Source organism: Microvirga sp. GCM10011540, from assembly GCF_042650665.1.
GTDB classification, from domain to species: Bacteria; Pseudomonadota; Alphaproteobacteria; order Rhizobiales; family Beijerinckiaceae; genus Microvirga; species Microvirga lenta.
The window spans coordinates 1-19,773 of the sequence record NZ_JBHSBQ010000005.1 but is presented as its reverse complement, the minus strand read 5'-3'; the positions used below and the strand labels follow the sequence as shown (position 1 = coordinate 19,773).

General features: G+C 66.2%; 20 protein-coding genes and 1 pseudogene. 15 read left to right on the top strand and 6 right to left on the bottom strand.

The features are described from left to right. Positions 1–66 precede the first annotated feature (66 nt). The 7 genes from ACFOYU_RS00720 (at position 67) to ACFOYU_RS00690 (ending at position 6,838) form a co-directional block, all read left to right on the top strand. On the top strand, positions 67–288 hold the full coding sequence (locus ACFOYU_RS00720) for a heavy-metal-associated domain-containing protein (RefSeq protein WP_226739825.1): 222 nt from the start codon (positions 67–69) through the stop codon (positions 286–288). A 106-nt stretch (positions 289–394) separates the two neighbouring features. Next, positions 395–1,744 carry an aspartate aminotransferase family protein gene (locus ACFOYU_RS00715; RefSeq protein ID WP_377032090.1) on the top strand — a complete coding sequence of 450 codons (1,350 nt, stop codon included), beginning with the start codon at positions 395–397 and terminating at the stop codon, positions 1,742–1,744. A 151-nt stretch (positions 1,745–1,895) separates the two neighbouring features. After that, positions 1,896–3,380, top strand: coding sequence for a histidine--tRNA ligase (hisS, locus tag ACFOYU_RS00710; RefSeq protein WP_377032089.1), 1,485 nt, complete (start codon positions 1,896–1,898; stop codon positions 3,378–3,380). Between the two features lie 68 nt (positions 3,381–3,448). Continuing rightward, positions 3,449–3,913 carry a hypothetical protein gene (locus ACFOYU_RS00705; protein WP_377032088.1) on the top strand — a complete coding sequence of 155 codons (465 nt, stop codon included), beginning with the start codon at positions 3,449–3,451 and terminating at the stop codon, positions 3,911–3,913. Between the two features lie 239 nt (positions 3,914–4,152). After that, on the top strand, positions 4,153–5,250 hold the full coding sequence (locus ACFOYU_RS00700) for an ATP phosphoribosyltransferase regulatory subunit (protein ID WP_377032087.1): 1,098 nt from the start codon (positions 4,153–4,155) through the stop codon (positions 5,248–5,250). Further along, positions 5,247–6,221 (top strand): ATP phosphoribosyltransferase, encoded by a 975-nt coding sequence (gene hisG / locus ACFOYU_RS00695; protein ID WP_377032086.1) that lies wholly within the window; start codon positions 5,247–5,249, stop codon positions 6,219–6,221. The genes ACFOYU_RS00700 and hisG overlap by 4 nt, the downstream gene beginning before the upstream one ends. A 140-nt stretch (positions 6,222–6,361) precedes the next feature. Continuing rightward, entirely contained in the window at positions 6,362–6,838 is a 477-nt protein-coding gene (locus tag ACFOYU_RS00690) for an META domain-containing protein (protein WP_226739838.1), read from the top strand. Positions 6,839–6,918: 80 nt separating this feature from the next. Here the strand turns inward: ACFOYU_RS00690 and ACFOYU_RS00685 are convergent, their stop codons facing one another. Further along, on the bottom strand, positions 6,919–9,012 hold the full coding sequence (locus ACFOYU_RS00685) for an ABC transporter ATP-binding protein/permease (protein ID WP_377032085.1): 2,094 nt from the start codon (positions 9,010–9,012) through the stop codon (positions 6,919–6,921). A 265-nt stretch (positions 9,013–9,277) separates the two neighbouring features. Between ACFOYU_RS00685 and ACFOYU_RS00680 the strand changes: the two genes are divergently transcribed. From ACFOYU_RS00680 to ACFOYU_RS00670, 3 genes are read left to right on the top strand one after another with little or no spacing between them, the layout of a single operon-like run. Further along, on the top strand, positions 9,278–10,372 hold the full coding sequence (locus ACFOYU_RS00680) for a methionine ABC transporter ATP-binding protein (protein WP_377032084.1): 1,095 nt from the start codon (positions 9,278–9,280) through the stop codon (positions 10,370–10,372). Then, a complete protein-coding gene (locus ACFOYU_RS00675; protein WP_226739845.1) occupies positions 10,362–11,027 on the top strand; it encodes a methionine ABC transporter permease in 666 nt (221 codons plus the stop codon). Before ACFOYU_RS00680 ends, ACFOYU_RS00675 begins: the two co-directional genes overlap by 11 nt. Positions 11,028–11,073: 46 nt before the next feature. After that, complete coding sequence (locus tag ACFOYU_RS00670) at positions 11,074–11,859, top strand: MetQ/NlpA family ABC transporter substrate-binding protein (protein WP_377032083.1); 786 nt, start codon at positions 11,074–11,076, stop codon at positions 11,857–11,859. Between the two features lie 57 nt (positions 11,860–11,916). Here the strand turns inward: ACFOYU_RS00670 and ACFOYU_RS00665 are convergent, their stop codons facing one another. After that, the gene (locus ACFOYU_RS00665) at positions 11,917–12,996 is read right to left on the bottom strand and encodes a flavodoxin family protein (RefSeq protein ID WP_377032082.1); all 1,080 of its coding nucleotides are present in this window, start codon (positions 12,994–12,996) and stop codon (positions 11,917–11,919) included. Between the two features lie 193 nt (positions 12,997–13,189). On the opposite strand from ACFOYU_RS00665, the gene ACFOYU_RS00660 reads away from it, so the two are divergent. After that, the gene (locus ACFOYU_RS00660; RefSeq protein ID WP_226739851.1) at positions 13,190–14,014 is read left to right on the top strand and encodes an aldo/keto reductase; all 825 of its coding nucleotides are present in this window, start codon (positions 13,190–13,192) and stop codon (positions 14,012–14,014) included. 18 nt (positions 14,015–14,032) lie between these two features. Here ACFOYU_RS00660 and ACFOYU_RS00655 read toward each other — a convergent pair whose 3' ends face one another. Together ACFOYU_RS00655 and ACFOYU_RS00650 are read right to left on the bottom strand one after the other, a co-directional pair. Then, positions 14,033–14,524 carry a VOC family protein gene (locus ACFOYU_RS00655; RefSeq protein ID WP_377032081.1) on the bottom strand — a complete coding sequence of 164 codons (492 nt, stop codon included), beginning with the start codon at positions 14,522–14,524 and terminating at the stop codon, positions 14,033–14,035. Between the two features lie 124 nt (positions 14,525–14,648). Further along, complete coding sequence (locus tag ACFOYU_RS00650) at positions 14,649–15,101, bottom strand: MarR family winged helix-turn-helix transcriptional regulator (protein ID WP_377032080.1); 453 nt, start codon at positions 15,099–15,101, stop codon at positions 14,649–14,651. Between the two features lie 96 nt (positions 15,102–15,197). Here ACFOYU_RS00650 and ACFOYU_RS00645 point away from each other — a divergent pair, with 96 nt between their 5' ends. Beyond that, entirely contained in the window at positions 15,198–15,650 is a 453-nt protein-coding gene (locus ACFOYU_RS00645; RefSeq protein ID WP_377032079.1) for a DoxX family protein, read from the top strand. Between the two features lie 31 nt (positions 15,651–15,681). After that, entirely contained in the window at positions 15,682–16,299 is a 618-nt protein-coding gene (gene gstA, locus ACFOYU_RS00640) for a glutathione transferase GstA (RefSeq protein ID WP_377032078.1), read from the top strand. Positions 16,300–16,374: 75 nt separating this feature from the next. Here gstA and ACFOYU_RS00635 read toward each other — a convergent pair whose 3' ends face one another. Then, a complete protein-coding gene (locus tag ACFOYU_RS00635; RefSeq protein ID WP_377032077.1) occupies positions 16,375–18,126 on the bottom strand; it encodes a hypothetical protein in 1,752 nt (583 codons plus the stop codon). A 333-nt stretch (positions 18,127–18,459) separates the two neighbouring features. Between ACFOYU_RS00635 and ACFOYU_RS00630 the strand changes: the two are divergent. Next, positions 18,460–18,576 (top strand): annotated as a pseudogene (locus ACFOYU_RS00630) (transposase); the annotation flags it as partial. 35 nt (positions 18,577–18,611) lie between these two features. Then, entirely contained in the window at positions 18,612–18,932 is a 321-nt protein-coding gene (locus tag ACFOYU_RS00625) for a hypothetical protein (RefSeq protein WP_377032076.1), read from the top strand. A 260-nt stretch (positions 18,933–19,192) separates the two neighbouring features. On the opposite strand, the gene ACFOYU_RS00620 is transcribed toward ACFOYU_RS00625, so the two are convergent. Continuing rightward, a partial coding sequence (locus ACFOYU_RS00620; RefSeq protein WP_377032075.1) for a TCP-1/cpn60 chaperonin family protein occupies positions 19,193–19,773 on the bottom strand: 581 nt, incomplete at its 5' end.

Genomic DNA, 19,773 nt, shown 5'->3' with positions numbered 1-19,773 from the left:
CAGGCCGATCTTGCCTGGACCTGTCCCCAGGCGGCGATCGACAGGACGAGCGAAAGGATGAGACCGATGGAAGAGCCCCGGAAGGATTTGCTGATGCAGGTGGAGGGAATGACCTGCCAGGGTTGCGTGAGCGCCGTGACGAAGGCGGTCCAGCGCCTCGATCCCAGCGCCAAGGTCGATGTGGATCTGGACCACGGCCGGGTTCACATCACCACCTGCGCGCAGAGCCTGGAGGTGGCGCAGGCGCTGAACGCCGCCGGCTACGAGGCGCGCGCCATGACGCTGTGACGGGAGGCCGATGAGGCTCTTGCAACCCTTGTCCCCGCAAAAGTCCTTTTGCGCCCCTGGGAAGCACTGATAGGCTGATCCCGAGAGTTCATTTCCGGGGACCGCCATGACCGCACAGACATCCAGAGCCGCCAACGATCTGTCCGCACCGAACGATCTGGAAGCGTGGTGGCTTCCGTTCACGGCGAACCGCTCCTTCAAGGCGCGCCCCCGGATGATCGCCCGCGCCAAGGACATGCACTACTACACGCCGGAAGGACGCGCCGTGATCGACGGCGCGGCCGGTCTGTGGTGCTGCAATGCGGGCCATAACCGCGACGAGATCACCGCCGCGATCCAGAAGCAGGCGGCCGAGCTCGACTATTCCCCGGCCTTCCAGTTCGGCCACGCGGCCGGCTTCGCGACCGCGGCGCGGATCGCCCAGCTCGCCCCAGGCGACCTCGACCACGTGTTCTTCTGCAATTCCGGCTCGGAGGCGGTCGACACCGCCCTCAAGATCGCGCTGGCCTATTGGAACGTTCAGGGCCAGGGCAGCCGCACGCGCCTGATCGGCCGCGAGCGCGGCTATCACGGCGTCGGCTTCGGCGGCATTTCGGTCGGCGGCATCGTCAAGAACCGCCAGTTCTTCGGCTCGCTGCTGGCCGGCGTCGATCACCTGCCCCACACCTATAACCGGGCCGAGCAGGCCTTCTCCCGCGGCGAGCCGGAATGGGGCGCGCATCTGGCGGACGATCTGGAGCGCATCGTGGCGCTGCACGACGCCTCCACCATCGCGGCCGTGATCGTCGAGCCGATGGCGGGCTCCACCGGCGTGCTGCCGCCGCCGAGGGGATACCTGCAGCGCCTGCGCCAGATCTGCGACAAGTACGGCATCCTGCTGATCTTCGACGAGGTCATCTCCGGCTTCGGCCGCCTCGGCACCGCCTTCGCGGCCGAGCGCTACGGCGTGATCCCGGACATGATCACTTTCGCCAAGGGCGTGAATTCCGGCACCGTGCCCATGGGCGGCGTGATCGTGCGCAAGGGCATCCACGACGCCTTCATGAAGGGGCCCGACAACATGATCGAGCTCTTCCACGGCTACACCTATTCCGGTCATCCGCTGGCCTGTGCGGCGGCTCTCGCCACCCAGGACATCTACCGCGACGAGAAGCTGTTCGAACGCGCCAAGGCCCTGGAGCCGGTCTGGGCTGACGCGATCCATTCGCTCAAGGGCCTGCCGAACGTGCTCGACATCCGCACCATCGGCCTCGTGGGCGCCATCGACCTCGCCTCGCGTCCCGACGCCGTCGGCGCCCGCGCCTTCGAGGCCATGGACCGCGGCTTCCACGAGCATGACGTGATGATGCGCATCACCGGCGACACCATCGCCCTCTCCCCGCCCCTCATCGTCTCCGAGGACCAGATCGGCGAAATCGCCGACAAGGTCGGACAGGTGATCAAGGCGGTGGCGTAAGCTCCCTCGCCGTCATTCCGGGACGGCCCTTTGGGCCGGGCCCGGAATGACACGTTTGCGCCGCCTCACAGCAACAACCCTTGCCCCTCCCGCCGTCGCGGGTTAGGACGCGCCCACGCTTTCTCTTGAAAAACTGGCTGTCCTGAAAACCATGTCCAAGGCCGACAAACTCAAGGCCCGCGCGCCGCGCGGCTTTGCCGATCGTGGCCCCGCCGATCTCGCGGCGACCGAGCGGATGCTCGCGGCCATCCGCGAGACCTACGAACTCTACGGATTCGAGGGCGTCGAGACGCCCTTCGTCGAGTACACGGACGCGCTCGGCAAGTTCCTGCCCGACCAGGACCGGCCCAATGAGGGCGTGTTCTCCTTCCAGGACGACGACGAGCAGTGGCTGTCCCTGCGCTACGACCTGACGGCGCCGCTCGCCCGCTATGTGGCCGAGAATTTCGACGCCCTGCCCAAGCCCTATCGCAGCTACCGGGCGGGCTGGGTGTTTCGCAACGAGAAACCGGGTCCCGGCCGCTTCCGCCAGTTCATGCAGTTCGACGCCGACACGGTCGGCGCGGCTTCCGTGGCCGCCGATGCGGAAATCTGCATGATGGCGGCCGACACGCTGGAAAAGGTCGGCATCAAGCGCGGCGACTACCTGATCAAGGTGAACAACCGCAAGGTGCTCGACGGCGTGCTCGAGGCCATCGGCCTCGGCGGCGAGGATCAGGCCGGCCAGCGCCTCACGGTCCTGCGCGCCATCGACAAGCTCGACCGCCTCGGTCCCGACGGGGTGCGCCAGCTCCTGGGCGCCGGCCGCAAGGACGAAAGCGGCGACTTCACCAAGGGTGCGGGACTGGAGCCGGACGCCATCGAGCGCGTGCTGGCCTTCACCAGCGCCAGGGCGGAGACGAATGCCGCGACGGTCGAAAACCTGCGCGGCGTCGTCGGCTCCTCGACCCGAGGCGCCGAAGGCGCGAACGAGCTGGCGGAGATCGCGGCGCTCGTCGCGGGCTCGAATTACGAAGACCGGATCGTGATCGATCCGTCGGTGGTGCGCGGCCTCGAATATTACACCGGCCCCGTCTACGAGGCGGAGCTGACCTTCCAGGTGCAGGACGAGGACGGGCGCCCCGTCCGCTTCGGCTCCGTCGGCGGCGGAGGGCGGTATGACGGCCTCGTCGGCCGCTTCCGGCCGGAGCCGGTTCCGGCGACCGGCTTCTCCATCGGCGTGTCGCGCCTGTTCTCCGCCCTCAAGACCGTGAAGAGCCCCATCGTCTCCGGCCAGGTACAGCCCGGCCCCGTGGTGGTGCTGGTCATGGACCGGGACCAGATCGCCGCCTATCAGCGCATGGTCTCGACCCTGCGCCAGGCCGGCATCCGGGCCGAGCTCTATCTCGGCTCGTCGGGAATGAAGGCCCAGATGAAATATGCCGACAAGCGCCAGAGCCCCTGCGTGATCATCCAGGGCTCCAACGAGCGCGAGCGCGGCGAGGTCGAGATCAAGGACCTCATCGAGGGCGCCAAGGCGGCGGAGGCGATTGCCTCCAACGAGGAATGGAAGGCGGCCCGGCCGGCCCAGTTCTCGGTGTCCGAGGACCGGATCGTCGAGGCCGTGCGCGAGGTGCTGGGGCGGCATTTCGGTTAAGGGCTGGACCTGGGAACTCCGCCCCCGCGCTGCGGGTTGTTCTCAAGCTTGACCATCAGGAGACCGTCATGGCGAAGGCCAAAGCGAAGAAGAGTTCCGACAAGGCCGACAAGTCGAAGAAGAAGAGCACGACCGCGAAGCTCTCGAAGTCCGTGAAGAAATCCGGCCTCATGGACATGTTTAACACGAGCCTGGGCCGCGAGATCCTGGCCGATGCGCTCATCGCGGCCGCAGGGGCCGCCGCAGCGGCCCTCACCCGCACCCGCACCGCCCAGAAGGCCGGGGCTGCCGCCGTGGACGCGGGATCGAAGGCGGCCGATGCCACCACCGACACCGTCAACACTGCCAGCAGCGCCGTTGCCCATGTGGTGACCGAAGCCGCGCGCCAGTTCCTGCCTCCATCGCTCCTGGGAGAGGACGAAGCCGACGAGAAGCCCAAGCGCAAGAAGGTGCAGTACGCCCATCTCTCCAGCGACCACAGCAAGCGCAAGACGTCGCGCAAGACCAAGGACGACAAGGCGGAAAAGCACTGAGCTCCTGCCCCGCAGCCCTCATGCCGAGGAGGGCCGCAGGTCCGTCCCGAAGCACGAGGGCGTCTCCGACGCGCACTGGATCATCCTCCGAGACGCAGCCTTCCGGCTGCTCCTCGGGATGAGGTCGTCGGGTTTCAGGATTTCGTCTCCCTCTCGCCGTTCACCCTGCCTGCCGAAAACGGTCGCCTTCCCTGCCAAGCATTGCTAGAGAGCGTGCGGATCAAGGGATTGCGACGCCAGTGACGGAGACGGATGCCATTCTTGCGCTGATCGCGCTTTTCGAGCGCGAAGGCTATGCGCGCATCGAGCCGCCGGTGCTTCAGCCGGCGGACGTGTTCATCGACCTGTCGGGAGAGGACATCCGACGCCGGATGTTCGTGACCCAGGACGCGGCGGGCACCGAACTGTGCCTGCGGCCCGAATACACCATTCCCGTCTGCCTGCAGCATCTGGAGCATCGCGGCGCGAGGCCGTCGGGCTATTGCTATGGCGGCCCCGTCTTCCGCATGCGCCCCAACGAGAGCGGCGAGTTCCTCCAGGCGGGCCTCGAATCCGTCGGCCGCACCGACGTGGCGGCGGCCGACGCCGAGATCCTCGGCCTCGCTCTCGAAGGCCTTGCGGGCATCAGCGACCGGCGCCACCGGGTCAGGCTCGGCGACATGGGGCTTCTCAACGCCCTCATCGACGCCCTTGGAATCGCCCCGGCCGCCAAGCGCCGGGTGATGCGCGCCATCGTGTCGGGCCAGGGCCTCGCGAGCCTGAGCGAGCCGGAGGGCCCCGGCCAGCCGGAACATGCGGGCCTTCTCGCCGCCATCGAGGGACAGGCCCCTCAAGCCGCCAAGGCCTTCGTGGAGGACATCCTCTCCATCGCCGGCATCGCCCGCGTCGGCGGGCGCAGCGCGGGCGAGATCGCCGAGCGCTTCCTGGCCCGCGCCGCCAACCGCTCCGGCCTGCCGGACGAGGCCCGGCAGGTGCTGGAGCGCTATCTCGCCATTTCCGGCGACCCCGACCAGGCGGCCGGCGCCGTCCGGGCCCTGGCGCGGGATGCCGGGCTCGATCTGTCCGAGGCGCTCGGCGCCTTCGAGGAGCGCACGGGCTTCATGGCGGCGCGAGGGCTGGACGTGAACGCCTTCTCGTTCGCCGCCACCTTCGCCCGCAACCTGGATTACTATACCGGCTTCATCTTCGAGGTGCAGGACGCGGACCGCAGCGACGCCAAGCCCGTGGTGGGCGGCGGACGCTACGACCGGCTGCTCCAGCATCTCGGCGCCGAGGAGCCGATCCCGGCGGTCGGCTGCTCCTTCTGGCTCGACCGCATCCTGGGAGCCGCCCAATGACCGATTCACCCCTCATCCTGGCCGTTCCCTCCAAGGGGCGCCTGCAGGAAAACGCGGCCGCCTTCTTCGCCCGCGCCGGACTGGTCTTCACCCAATCCCGCGGGGCGCGCGACTACCGCGGGACGCTTGCGGGCGTTCCCGACGTGGAAGTGGCCTTCCTGTCCGCCTCCGAGATCGTGAACCAGCTCGCGACCGGAGCCGCCCATCTCGGCATCACGGGGGAAGACCTCGTGCGCGAGCAGGTGCCGGACGCGGACGAGGCGATCGAGCTCCTGACCCCGCTCGGCTTCGGCCACGCCAACGTGGTCGTGGCCGTGCCGCAGGCCTGGATCGACGTCCGCACCATGGCCGACCTGGACGAGGTGGCGGCGGATCTGCGCGCCCGCCACGGCTACAAGATGCGGGTGGCCACGAAATACGTGAACCTCACCCGGCGCTTCTTCGCCGAGAAGGGCATCGCGGATTACCGGATCGTCGAGAGCCTGGGCGCCACCGAAGGCGCTCCCGGCGCGGGCTCGGCGGAGCTGATCGTGGACATCACCACGACGGGCGCCACCCTGACCGCCAATGCCCTCAAGGTGCTGGACGACGGGGTGATGCTGCGCTCCGAGGCCAATCTCGTCGCCTCCACCCGCGCACCCTGGACCGACAAGGCCCGGGCGGCGGCCACGGCCGTCCTCACCCGCATCGCGGCCGAGGAGGACGCGCGCACGAGCCGCGAGGTCCGCGCGGCGCTCGATCCGTCGCGGGCATCCGACCTCGCCGCCCTGGTGCAGACCTTCGGCGCCTCGCTTCCCTACGGCGCTCCCCAGGCCCGGGAGGTCGTCCTCCATTGCCGCACGTCGGTGGTGTTCGAAATCGTGGCCGCGCTGCAGTCTCTGGGAGCCCAGGACGTCACGGTCAGAGCCTTCGACTACCTGTTCCGCCCCACCAACGGACTGACGGAGCGGCTTTTGCGCCGGCTCGGCTGATGCCGGGACCGGCCGTTCCGCTTCATCTCCGCTTCAGCTTGACCGTGCTGTAACGGAAAGCGGGACAAAACACCCCGGGGCGTTGCCTCTCAGGCCAAGGCCCCTTATGGTCCCGGCGTTTTATGTTGACGAGGTTTCCGATGAATGCGCTTCGATTGGCGGCGATCCTTGCCACCTTCGCCACTGTGTCGGCAGCCCATGCCCAGTCCGCCTCGGTTCTCGGACGGCCGGTGGGTCCGACACGACAGGTTGACACCAAGGTTCCGCAGCCCCTCCAGGGCGACAAGGTCTTCCCCCTGGGCTCGTCCTGGGTGGCGGTGAGCCTGAACGGCAAGCCCTTCACCGGCGACCGCCCGAGCTTCCGTCTGGACGACCAGCTCCGGGCCAGCGGCTTCGGCGGCTGCAACACCTATTCGGCCACGGCCTATCCCCTGCGCGAGCAGGGACTGGCGGTCGGCCCCTTTGCCCTGACCAAGCGTTCCTGCGACAAGTCCGCCATGGCGATCGAGCAGGCCTTCCTGGTGGCGCTCCGCACCTCCGCCAAGTGGGACATCCAGGGCCGCAACCTGATCATCCGCACGCAGAACGGCGAATTGCGGTTCGAGCGGGCGATCTAGGCATCGCCTCCGACACCGTCAGCCTTTCGGAATGGCCGGCCCTGCGCCGGCCATTTCCTTGTTGGAGAACGGCCGCAGTCTTACTCGGCCGGCTCGGGCTGGCGCCTCTCGACCGGCGCGAAGAGGCCATCGTCCTGCCTGTGCATGTCGATCCGCCTGTCATGGAATGCGCCCAGCGTCGAGCGGTGGCCGATGGACACGACGGTCGAATTCGGCAGCTTCTCCTTGATGACCTTGTAGATCTCCTCCTCCGTCGGCTCGTCGAGCGCCGCGGTGGCCTCGTCCAGGAAGAGCCAGTCGGGCTTGGCCAGGAGGGCGCGGGCGATGGCGAGGCGCTGCTGCTCGCCGAGGGACAGGGTCTGGGCCCAGACGCGCTCCTCGTCGAGGCGGTCCGCCAGGGCGGGCAGCTTGGCGGCGCGCAGGGCCTCCGCGATGTCGGCATCGCTGTAGACCCCGAAGGTGCCGGGATAGGTCACGGCCTCGCGCAAGGAGCCCATGGGGATGTAGGGCCGCTGGGGCAGGAGCATCATCGTCTGTCCCGCCGGAACCCTGATCTGGCCCGAGCCGAAGGGCCAGATGCCGGAAATGGCCCGGAAGAGGGTCGATTTGCCGGAGCCCGAGGGACCGGCCAGCAGGGTCGTCGAGCCGTGGCGGAAGGCGACGCCGTCCGCCTTCATGAGCACCCGCCCATCGGGCAGCGCCACCTGAAGGTTCGACACGTTGAGGTTCCTGTCCGGGGAGGATGCGAGCGACACGTGCTCTCCCGCATCCGGATCGCGGACCTTCGCCACCGCGGCCTCGAAGGTGGTCAGGCGGTCGACGACGGCCTTGTAGTTGGCGAGGGTCGAGTAGGACGTGATGAAGAAGTCCAGGGCGCCCTGCACGCTCGAGAAGGCGCCGACGGTCTGCTGCATCTGGCCGAGGGTGATCCGGTCGATGAAGTAGTAGGGCGCGGTGAGGATGTAGGGCACCACCACGTTGGCCTGGAAATAGGTGGACTGGAACACCTGCAGGCGCATGACCCGGCGCACGATCCGCATGAAGTTCTGCACGATCCGCCCGAAGCGCGCCTTCAGGGCCTCCTCCTCCGCCGCCTCGCCGCCCAGGAGGGCGATCTGCTCGGTATATTCGCGCAGGCGCGCCAGGGAGAAGCGGTAATCGGCCTCGACCCGCTCCTGCTGGAAGTACAGGGCGATGAGCGGGCGGCCGATGAGGTGGGTGAGCCAGGTGCCGAGAAGCGCGTAGGCGATACAGACCCAGACCAGAAGGCCCGGAACGGGAATGTCCGTGCCGGGCAGCGTGAAGCCGGCCGATAGGGACCACAGGATCGCGATGAACGAGACCAGGGTCGCCGACTGGTTCATGAGGCCGATGGACAGGGTGTAGGTCTGGTCGATGTAGCTGCGCAGATCCTCGGCGATGCGCTGGTCGGGGTTGTCCGCCTCGCGCCCAACGAGCTGCATGCGGTAATGGGTGCCGCCGCTCAGCCATTCATGGACATAGAGGTCGTTGAGGAAGGCGCGCCAGCGGATGCGCATCACGTATTGCGAGACGATCTCCACCATGGCCACGCTGACGAAGACGGTCGCCAGCGGCACGAAGATCCAGAAGAGCTGGTACCAGAAGGCGCTGGCGTCCTTTTCCTGCAGGGCGTTGAACATGTCGCGCCCGAAGAAGTTGAGGCGCACGTTGAGGGCGACCTGTCCCAGATTAATGGCGATGAGGAAGACCAGGAGCGCCGTGCCGATCGCGCCTTCCGTGGCGCGAATGGTGCCGATGAAGGGAATGGTGATCTGGCTCGGCGTGCTCGACGTGAAGTAGCGGTCCGCGATGCGGGTGATGGTCCGGATCACCGGAATGCGGGAGATGCCGTAGATCACGAAGGCGAAGATCGTCGCGCCCACCGTCATGGAGGCCGGCGGCACGTAGTCGGCGAGCGTCTCCGGAACCGAGCCGAATGCGCCGGCGAGGCTCAGGGCGACGAGGATGCCCTCCACACCCGCCAGGACCCAGATGAACACCTTGAGGAATTTCGAGATGTCCCTGGAGAGGTACAGGGCAAGGCCCAGGCCCAGAACCGCGAGCGGCAGCAGGACCGAGACGGTGGTTTCGCTCAGGTACAGCGCGAGAAGGGCAAGACCTGCAAGTCCCACCCCGATGCTGGCCTTGACCATGGGTTTCTTCCTTAAAACTCGACTTGGCTTGTTTAGTCGGATGCCGAGGGGGCGATCAACCGCACCTGTGGCGAAAGAAAGGAGAAAGTTCCGCCATAACGCGGGTGTGATCACGTGAAGCAGCCGGCCGGGGCGAGGAGCCTAACCCGGGCATTTCGTTCTTCACAACAGAAAATTCTTTTTAAAGAACGGAAAGGTTGACATGGAGAACAGGATACCCCATGTGTTCGCAACTGCGAAACGAGAGTGACCTCAGAGCAAACGTATGAACGCTCCCCTCGGATATCTCGGCGATCAGCCGCTTCACCGCCTCGTTCCGGCGGAGCCGATCGTCCGCCTGGAGAAGATCTCGAAGGTGTTCGCCGGGCGCGACGGCTCTCCCGTCACGGCCTTAAGTGAGATCGACCTCGTCGTTCCGCAAGGCTCCGTTCTCGGCATCATCGGACGGTCCGGCGCAGGCAAGTCGACCCTGATCCGCCTCGTGAACGGCCTGGAAAAGCCGAGCTCGGGCCGCGTGATCGTGGACGGAGCCGACGTTTCGGCCCTGCCGGAACGCGCGTTGCGCCACGCCCGCCGCTCCATCGGCATGATCTTCCAGCACTTCAACCTGCTGTCCTCGCGCACCGCCGCCGAGAACGTGGCCCTGCCGCTCGAGGTGGCCGGCTACGACAAGGCGGCGATCAAGGCGCGCGTCGAGGAGCTGCTGGCACTAGTGGGCCTGGCGGACAAGCGCAACCGGTATCCGTCCGAGCTGTCCGGCGGCCAGAAGCAGCGCGTCGGCATCGCCCGCGCCCTTGCCACCAATCCGAAGGTTCTCCTCTCCGACGAGGCGACCTCGGCGCTCGATCCGGAAACCACCCGCTCGATCCTCGATCTGCTCGCCCGCATCAATGCGGAACTCGGCCTCACCATCATCCTCATCACCCACGAGATGGCGGTGATCCGCTCCATCGCCCGCGACGTGGCGGTGATCGAGGGCGGGCGCATCGTCGAACAGGGCGACGTGTTCGACGTCTTCACCCGGCCGCGGCACGAGGTGACGCGCTCCTTCCTGGCCGACGAAACCGGCCGCGCCCTGCCCCCCTACGTGGCGAACCGCCTGCAGCCGGACGCAACGCCCGGCAGCCAGGCGGTGATCCGCATCGGCTTCCGCGGCCCTCACGCCACGGACCCCGTCCTGGCGCGGCTGGCGCGCGACCTCGGCATCGAGGCCAACATCCTCGCGGGATCGGTGGACGAGATCGCCGGCCGCCCCTGCGGCACCCTCGTCGTCGGCGTGCCGGAGCAGTCGCTGACGGCCACCCTCGACTTCCTCAAGCAACACGGACTCGATACGGAGGTTCTCGGCCATGTCGCCTGAGATGATCCGCCTCATCGCCAGCGCTACCGGCGAAACCCTCTACATGGTCGCGGTCTCGGCCGGGATCGCCACCCTGCTCGGTATGCCCCTCGGCATCTTCCTCGCCACCAGCGGCAAGGGCGAGCTGTTCGCGGCCCCTTGGGTGAACCGCGTGCTCGGCGTCGTCGTCAACGCGACCCGCTCCACGCCCTTCATCATCCTGGTGGTGGCGATCATTCCCTTCACCCGCCTGATCGCCGGAACCTCGATCGGCACCAACGCGGCCATCGTGCCGCTGACGATCGCCGCGATCCCCTTCATCGCACGGCTCATCGAAGGCGCGATCCGCGAGGTGGATCAGGGCCTCATCGAGGCCGCCCGTGCCTTCGGCGCAAGCCCGCTGCAGATCGTGTTCAAGGTGCTGGTTCCCGAGGCCCTGCCGGGCATCGTGCTCGGCCTGACCCTTGCCGTCGTCTCGCTCCTCGGCTTCTCGGCCATGGTGGGCGCGGTCGGCGGCGGCGGCCTGGGCGACCTCGGCATCCGCTACGGCTATCAGCGCTTCATGCCCGAGATGATGCTGGCCGTGGTCGTCGTCCTGATCGTGCTGGTCCAAGCCGTTCAGAGCGTCGGCGACCGGCTGGCCCGCCGCCTCAACAAGCGCGTGCGCCAAGCCTGATCCTCATTCCCGCTTCCTTTCAAGACCATCGCACACGGAGAAAACGATGTCGTTCAAGAAACTGGGCCTCGCCGCCCTCCTGTCCCTCGCGGCCCTTCCCGCGGCCGCGCAGACCCAGACGATCCGCGTCGGCGCGACCCCCGGCCCTCACGCCCAGATCCTCGAGGCGGTGAAGCCCATCGCGGCGCAGAAGGGCCTCGACATCAAGATCGTCGAGTTCTCGGACTATGTGGTGCCGAACGAGGCCCTCTCGTCCGGCGAGCTGGAAGCCAACTCGTTCCAGCACCAGCCCTATCTGGACAACCAGAAGGAAAACCGCGGCTATAAGATCGAGAGCGTGGCCCAGACGGTGAACTTCCCGATCGGCGTCTATTCGAAGAAGCACAAGGCCTTCGACGCCCTGCCGAACGGCGCGACGATCGCGTTCCCGAACGATCCGACCAATGGCGGCCGCGCGCTCCTGCTCCTGCAGGACAAGGGCCTGATCAAGCTGAAGGACGGCGTGGGCTTCAAGCCGACGATCCTCGATATCACCGAGAACAAGAAGAACCTGAAATTCGTCGAGATCGACGCCGCCCAGGCTCCGCGCGTGCTCGACGACGTCGATGCCGCCGTCATCAACACCAACTACGCCACGCAGGCCGGCCTCGACCCGGTGAAGGATGCGCTCACCCGCGAAGATCCGAAGGGGCCTTACGTGAACGTCATCGCCGTGCGCGCCGAGGACAAGGACAAGCCGTGGGTGAAGACCTTCGTCGAAGCCTACCGCACGCCCGAGGTGAAGAAGTTCGTGGAAGAGAAGTTCAAGGGCGCGGTTCTCACGAGCTGGTAAGCCTCTCGAAGAGTTGACCTCACTCGGCCGGGCCTCGTGCCCGGCCTTTTTCATGGTCTATTTCTGCCGGGGTTCGGGCAGCCCCTCTCCCGCCTGGATCAGGCCCCCTGCCCGCTGGGCCCTGGCCGCCTCGAGCAGGGTGCGCGCCGCATTGCGCACCTCGTCCTGCACCGCATGGTCGTGGTCGAGCTCGTCGTGGCTCGTGGCATAGGGCTTCCAGTAGCCGATGTAGCGGTCCAGCTCCGCCGCCGCCCCGGCGGGGTGGAGCCCCATGGAGCGCAGCCAATCCGCCAGGCTGCGGCGCACGCCTTCCGCGCCCTCCGCATCCCCATGGACGATCACGGAAAACACGCGGCCCGCCAGGTGCCTGGGATAGTCCCAGCCTTCCAGCTCCATGGCCTTTGCGCCCTCGGCGTCCTTCCCGTGGGTGGAGGTCGGATCCGGATTGCCGCCATCGGCGCAGACCAGCCTGTCCATCATCAGCTTCATGGGCGACGAGACCTGATACCAGTTCACGGGCGTGAGCAGCATCACCCCGTGCGCCTCGACCCATTTCGGGTAGATCTCGTTCATCCAGTCCTGCGTCTGCCCGAGCGAGTAGTTGGGATAGCAGGAGCATGGCCAGTGGCAGAGCGCGGCGGCGGTCGAGAAGCACGTCTTGCAGGGGTGGATGTGGCGGCCGTATTCCGAACTCAGGCGGCTGAGGTCGAGGTGCTCGACCTCGACGCCGGGTGTGAACGCGAAAACCTCGCGCGCGACCTGCGAGAGGCGGTAGGTCTTGGACATCTCGCCCGGACAGGTGTGCTCGCTGCGCGAGGCGCCGCTGACGATGAGGATGCGCAGCGGCCCGCTCGGATCCTCATGGCGCCGCTCGGCCTCCCTGATCGCCTCCTGCGCCGCGAGCCAGTCCACCGATAGATCGTAGTCCGGATCGGCGAAGCCGGGGCCCGCCTTGCGCGTCCTCGGGCTCTTGCGGTGGTGGCTGTAGGCGTCCCAGGCCGCGGCGGCGATCCTGTCGAGTTCGTCCCTGAGATCGTCGAATGCCGGGTCCTCGAACTGGCCGAGGAAGCGCTTGCGGTACTCCTCCTCGCTCAGAGTCGGATCCGGCGTTCCTTGGCGCGGCGCGAGGGAGGGCACGGCATGTTCCTTCGGGGATGGTGGAAGCTCCGCTCGATGCAACGCGGGGAAAGCTGGACTGTTCCTCCCGCTGCAGCCCTCGCATAAACGAGGGCCTGCCCTGCATGGGGCTGGGGTTTGCACATGCAGCGGCATGCCCTAGCTCTTGGCGGGCATCCCGACACATCGACGATCCACCAGACAAGGAATGTACATGTCCCATCCATCCCTTCCGCTCAACGACGGCAGGCAGATGCCGCAGCTCGGCTTCGGCGTCTGGCAGGTCGAGAACGGGGTCGCGACGAGCATCGTCAAGCAGGCCATCGATGCCGGGTACCGCTCCATCGACACGGCCATGATCTACCGCAACGAGGAAGGGGTCGGCGAGGCCGTCCGTCAGGCGGGCGTGCCGCGCGAGGAGCTGTTCATCACGACCAAGCTCTGGAACGACGACCAGGGCTACGACACCACGCTGAAGGCCTTCGACGCGAGCATGAAGCGCCTGGGGCTCGATTACGTGGATCTCTACCTCATCCACTGGCCGACCTGGAAGCGCGACGCCTATCCGGACACCTGGCGCGCCTTCATCAAGCTCAAGGAGGAGGGCCGCACCAAGTCCATCGGCGTGTCCAACTTCAACATTCCGCATCTGCAGCGGCTTTTCGACGAGACGGGCGTGGTGCCGGCGGTGAACCAGATCGAGCTGCATCCCCGCTTCCAGCAGCGGGAGCTGCGCGCCTTCCACGCCGAGCACGGCATCGTCACCGAAGCCTGGAGCCCGCTCGGGCAAGGCACCCTGCTCGAGGACGAGCAGCTCGCGGCCATCGCCCGCAAGCACAACAAGACCTCGGCGCAGGTGATCCTTCGCTGGCACCTGGACAACGGCATCGTCGCCATTCCGAAATCGGCGACGCCGTCGCGCATCCGCGAGAACTTCGACGTGTTCGATTTCACGCTCGACGCGGAGGACATGCGGGCGATCGAGAAGCTCGACGACAAGGGCGGCCGCGTCGGTCCCGACCCCGAGCTGTTCACCTGATCGGAGCTTTTACCCGCTTCAACGCCCCATGGCGTTGAAGCTCGCGCCGAGGGGCTCCCGGAGCTCGATCCGGTGGCGCCCGTTGTCGCGGATCTGCGCTATCCGGAAATCGCCCTCGAGCTCGTCCTGGGGCTCCTCGAGGATGTCGACGCCCTCGGCCCGCAGCCGTGAGACCTCCCTGTCCACATCCTGCACCAGCACGCTGACGACGGGAGCGCGGGTGGCTCCCGTGGCGTCGAGGTTCGGTCCCGGTCCCGGCGGCATCGGATGATCGGCCTCGGCGATCTCGAGCAGGAAGCCGCTTCGTTCCATCAGGGCCACCCGCTCGCGCAGGAGACTGCGGGTCGAGAGCAGCCGGAAGCCGAGCCTGTCGCGATACCACGCGACGGTCTCGTCGAAATCGGGCGTGCGGATGGAGGCGGAGCTCGGCCTGGAGACGGGAGCGCTCGCGGCGGGACCGGGAGCCGTCAGCGGGACGGCCAGGGCCAGAAGCGGAAGAAGGGCGAGCACGCGAAAGCCTCGACGCCACCTGCCCAGGATAGTCCCGTTCGCGCTCACGCCCTGACCTTTCGTTAGCCGTGCACAGATGAACGCGACTACACCCGTATCGTTCGGCAATCCAGGGGCGGCGGGATCACGTCTCGTTGCTCACGAGCTTCTGGAGCAGGCGGGCGAGCTCCGCGGCCTCCCCTTCCGCGAGGCGGCAGCCGACATAGCGGCTGATCGCCGGGCCGTAGACGGCCCACATCCGGCGCTGGAGCGCCCTACCCTCCTCGGTGATCTCGATGAGCTGCCGGCGCCTGTCGCCGGGATAGGGAATGCGCCGGACCAGGCCCTCCGCCTCCATCCGGTCAAGGAGCCGCGAGAGATTGTACTGCTCGAACAGGACCTCGCGCTCGATTTCCCGCGGCGTGCGGCGGCCTTCCGCCGCCTTCTTGAGCGACAGCAGCACGTCGTACCACGCGAGCGGCGGAAAGCCGGCCTGCTTCAGATCGGCCTCGATCCGGCCCGCCACCTCCCGTCCGCCCCGGATCAGGCGGACCCAGGCATCGGTCACGGCCTCGGACGGGTTCTGCGGTTCTTGCATTCCGGCAAAGCTCCTTCTCGATTCATGCAATTGCATCATGTTTGACTTATACATGCAAGTGCATACGAATATCTATGCATCTGCATGGAGGTTCCAATGACCCGCACGAATACAACTCTCGAAGCCTACGGCGTTCTTCTGCTCCGCGTCTCCCTCGGCGTCATGTTCATCGCCCACAGCGTCGTCCTGAAGTGGATGACCTTCACCCTCGCGGGCACGGCGCAGTACTTCGAATCGCTTGGCCTGCCCGCCTTCCTCGCCTATGCCACCTTCTGGGCCGAGTTCATCGGCGGCGTTCTGCTGGTGCTGGGCGTCCAGAGCCGCTGGGTGTCGCTGGCCCTCGTGCCGGTGCTCGCCGGAGCGACCTGGGTCCATCTCGGCAACGGCTGGGTCTTCTCCGCGCCGGGCGGCGGCTGGGAATACCCGCTCTACCTGATCGTCCTCTCCGTCGCTCAGGCCCTTCTCGGGGATGGCGCCCATGCGCTCAGCCCCTCGCGTTCCCTGCCCTTCGGCCGTCCGGCTCCGTCCCTGGGCCGCGCCGCCGCCTGATCCACCCACCCTCGCCTTTCGGAGACCTGATATGAAGCTCTACTACACCCCCGGCGCCTGCTCGCTCGCCGTCCACATCGCCGCTCGCGAGGCGGGCCTGCCGCTGACCCTGGAGAAGGTCGACCTCGCCACCCGCAAGACCGAGACCGGCGCGGATTTCGCCGCGATCAACCCGAAGGGCTACGTGCCGGCGGTCGCCATGCCGGAGGGCGAAGTCCTGACCGAGGCGGCCGCCCTCCTGCTCTTCGTGGCCGACCGCCAGCCGGAAGCGGGGCTCGCCCCGGCCCCAGCCACGATGGAGCGCCACCGCCTGCACGAGTGGCTCGCCTTCATCTCGTCCGAGATCCACAAGGGTTTCGGCCCGCTGTGGAACCCCTCGACACCCGACTCGGTCAAGCAGGCCACGAAGGACAAGCTGGCGCAGCGCTTCACCTATCTCGACAAGGTGCTGGCCCAGCAGCCCTTCCTGACCGGCGAGCGCTTCACGGTGGCCGATGCCTACCTGTTCACGGTGACGAACTGGGCGAACTACCACGCCGTCGACCTTGCCCCTTATGGCAACCTGCGCGCCTTCCTCGACCGGGTGGCCGCCCGCCCGAAGGTGCAGGAGGCGCTGGCCACCGAAGGCCTGCTGAAGCAGGCGGCCTGACGCGCCCGACAAACGACAAAAGCCCCGGAGCGGTCCGGGGCTTTTTTGTCATGCGCGAGGTGGCGGCGAATGCCGTCAGATAACCAGGAAGTCGTCCGCCTTGAGCGCCGTCCTGGCCTTCATCTGCGCGAACTGCACCGCCGCATGGTCCGTGCCCGAGCCGTCCGCATCGTAGTACAGCGCGCCGGTCTTGGTGTTGAAGACGATCCGGTCGTCCTCGTCGAGCGCTTTCCTGCCGATCCGGAACGCATCCTTATCCAGCACGCCCTTCTGCAGCTTGAACACCTTCTTCGACAGCCGGATCGTATCGTCCGGGCGCGAGAAGTCGAGCAGCCGGTCCACGTTCTTCTTCAGCCTGGTGCTGAACTCGAACACGTCCGCTCCCTCGCCGCCGGCGAGCTTGTCGTTCCCGAGCCCGCCATTGAGCCGGTCGTTTCCATCCCCGCCTATGAGCCGGTCGGCCTTCTTGCCGCCCTTGAGGGTGAGAGAGGTGGCGGCAGTTTGCATGGGCATGGGGGCCACAACCGGTACGATCTCTACCGGCTGAATGGTGAAGATCTCGGACGCGACGTTGATCGTGAACTGCCGATCGATGGAAGCACCCCCCGGATCGCTGGCCCGAACCGTGATCTGGATGTCCATGTCCTGCTGCGTGAAGGCACGGTGGACCAGGAGCTTGTCGCCGTGGATGCGGAAATGTCCGCCAGGATTGGAGACAAGGTGATAGCCTAGCGCATCGCCGTCCGGATCGACGCCGTTCAACTGCCCAACGACCGTTCCGACAGGCACATCGCTGTCGACAACGGTGCCGCTAATAGTGATGGAAGTGGGCGCGGAGTTTGTCGGACTCGTCAACGCGATGGTGCGGTCGGCGAACTGAAGATACTCGATGCCGGTCAGCATGTCCGTGCCATCGTTCATCGCGTCGTTAATCGCTCGGTTGTCCGTTACGATGAAGCTGCCGTCGGCTTGGCGAGAAATCGTGTAGTCTGCAAACGAGCCGGCATAAGCGGCAACGTCGACGCCCGACTCACCCCGAATGTCGTCGTTCCCCGTGCCCCCGCGAAGGAAATCGTCTCCGCTTCGCCCAATGAGCCGATCATCGCCCCCGCCTCCGTCAACGGTATCGTTGCCCTCGTCAGCGAAGACGAATTCCGGCGAGCTCCCGCCATGAAAGACGTCGTCGCCTTCTCGGAGCCGGATATCGGCGCCTCCATAAGTCCAAGTGCCGTCGCGGTTTTCGAAGAAATCGTTTCCACTGCCGAGGATGATCGCGCCAGTGATGTGCCCCGTATTGACAATGTAGTTCGTGCCGAACAGGGCCCCTGTGACAGCCAAACCATGTGAGGCGCTGACCACACCGGAATTATAGAGGGTGAAGGTTCCACCGTCAGGTTGATTGTTACCTCCCCAGATGCCCCCTGCGCCTCTAATCTCCCCGCTATTGACGATGACGTTGGAAGCCCCGTGCAGCCAAATCGCGACTCCATTCTGTCCCGCCGAGACAATCCCCGCATTGTTGAGGATGTTGGGTCGGTTGAGGACAGGATCGTTCGCGAGTTGAAGCCCGGAGTCGCGGCCATATACCTGCCCGGCCGCCCCGATCGTGATGGCCCCGTGAGCGGCGATGGCTGTTTCCCATTCGCTATGGACGCTACCGTTGATTTGGAGAGTATTGCCCAACCCGCCGAAGAGGCCCCAGCCATTCCGGCCGTAAGCGGCAATTTGCGCTCCTTGGCTCAGAATGACGGTGTCGCCATCCTCAATGACCAAGGCGCTCTCGCCTTCACCGTAGACAGGCGGCAGAGGATTGGCGGTGTCGATCACATGTACAGTCATGGCAGCCCCAGACGTTAGGCATTTCGTCTTACGAAACTTTATTTCATATAACAATCCAACTCGCTGATTGAACAAAAAAGCCCCGGAGTTTCCTCCGGGGCTTTTTTTTATTCTTCTCGGCTTGGATCCCGGATCGGTGCCGCGTCACTGGCGTGGCGCGGCTTGTCCGGGACGACCCGTTGGGTCGCTTAGAAGTCCATGCCGCCCATGCCGCCGCCGCCCGGCATGGCCGGAGCGGATTCCTTGCGGGGCAGCTCGGCGACCATGGCTTCGGTCGTGACGAGCAGGCCGGCCACGGAAGCGGCGTCCTGGAGAGCCNAGCGGCTCTGGGCGAGGTTGAAGGAGTGGCGGGCTGTTGCAACCCGCTACGAGAAGACGGCCTCATCGTTCATGGGCATACTCTGTCTCGCCGCCGCTCTCGATTGGCTCAAGACCTAACAGTACCTAGCCCGACTCTATCATATGGCACCTCTATGAAGATCGACATTGACCAGCTGACTGAGGCCGAGCTGATCGATCTCAATCACCGCATCGTCGAGCGCCTGCGCTTTCTCGACCAGATGCGCGCTCATGTGGAGATGCTGGATTTCAAGATTGGGGACCGGGTCGCCTTCCAGCCTCCCGGCCAGGACCCACTCGAGGGCGTGTTGACGCGCTACAACAAGAAGACGGTGACGGTGATCACCAACACTGGGCAGAAGTGGAATGTCTCGCCCACCCTCCTCAGCAAGGTCAAACCGTCCAAGGGCAACAACACGGCCGGATCCAACGTGGTCCTGCTGAATAAGCGCTAATCTGATTATTGCCTCGGGCGTGGTTGGACGAAGAAGCGTTCGGCCAGGTCCATAACCGAGCGTTCACTGTGCTAGGATCAGCGCGGCGGTTCTAAAGGACAAAGATCGATCAACGACTTGATCTCACAGCCGGCGTAGTGCGACGCAGCTGTCCGCCCAATCTTCACCTGTGCGATCGCCTCTAGAGAATTCACAACAACACAGACGAAAAGGCCCCGGATCACTCCGGGGCCAATTCACTGGGCTGATAGGAGCATGGCTTAGAAGCCGCCCATACCTCCCATGCCGCCGCCCATACCGCCCGGCATCGCCGGAGTAGCGTCGTTCTTCGGTGTCTCGGCCACCATGGCCTCGGTGGTGACGAGGAGACCAGCGACCGATGCTGCATTCTGAAGAGCGGTGCGGACGACCTTCGCCGGATCGACGATACCGGCCTTCAGCATGTCCACGAACTCTTCGGTCTGGGCGTTGAAGCCGAAGGTGTCCGACTTGTTGTCGTTGATCTTGCCGATCACGATCGAGCCTTCCACGCCGGCATTCGCGGCGATCTGGCGGATCGGGGCCTCAAGAGCGCGCAGGACGATGTTGATGCCGGCCTTCACGTCCGCATTGTCGGTCGTGAGGTTCGCAATCGCACCCTTGGCGCGCAGCAGAGCCGTGCCGCCGCCGGGAACGATGCCTTCCTCGACCGCCGCGCGGGTGGCGTTCAGGGCATCGTCAACGCGGTCCTTCTTCTCCTTGACCTCGACCTCGGTGGCGCCGCCGACGCGGATGACGGCCACGCCGCCCGCCAGCTTGGCGAGACGCTCCTGGAGCTTCTCACGGTCGTAGTCCGAGGTGG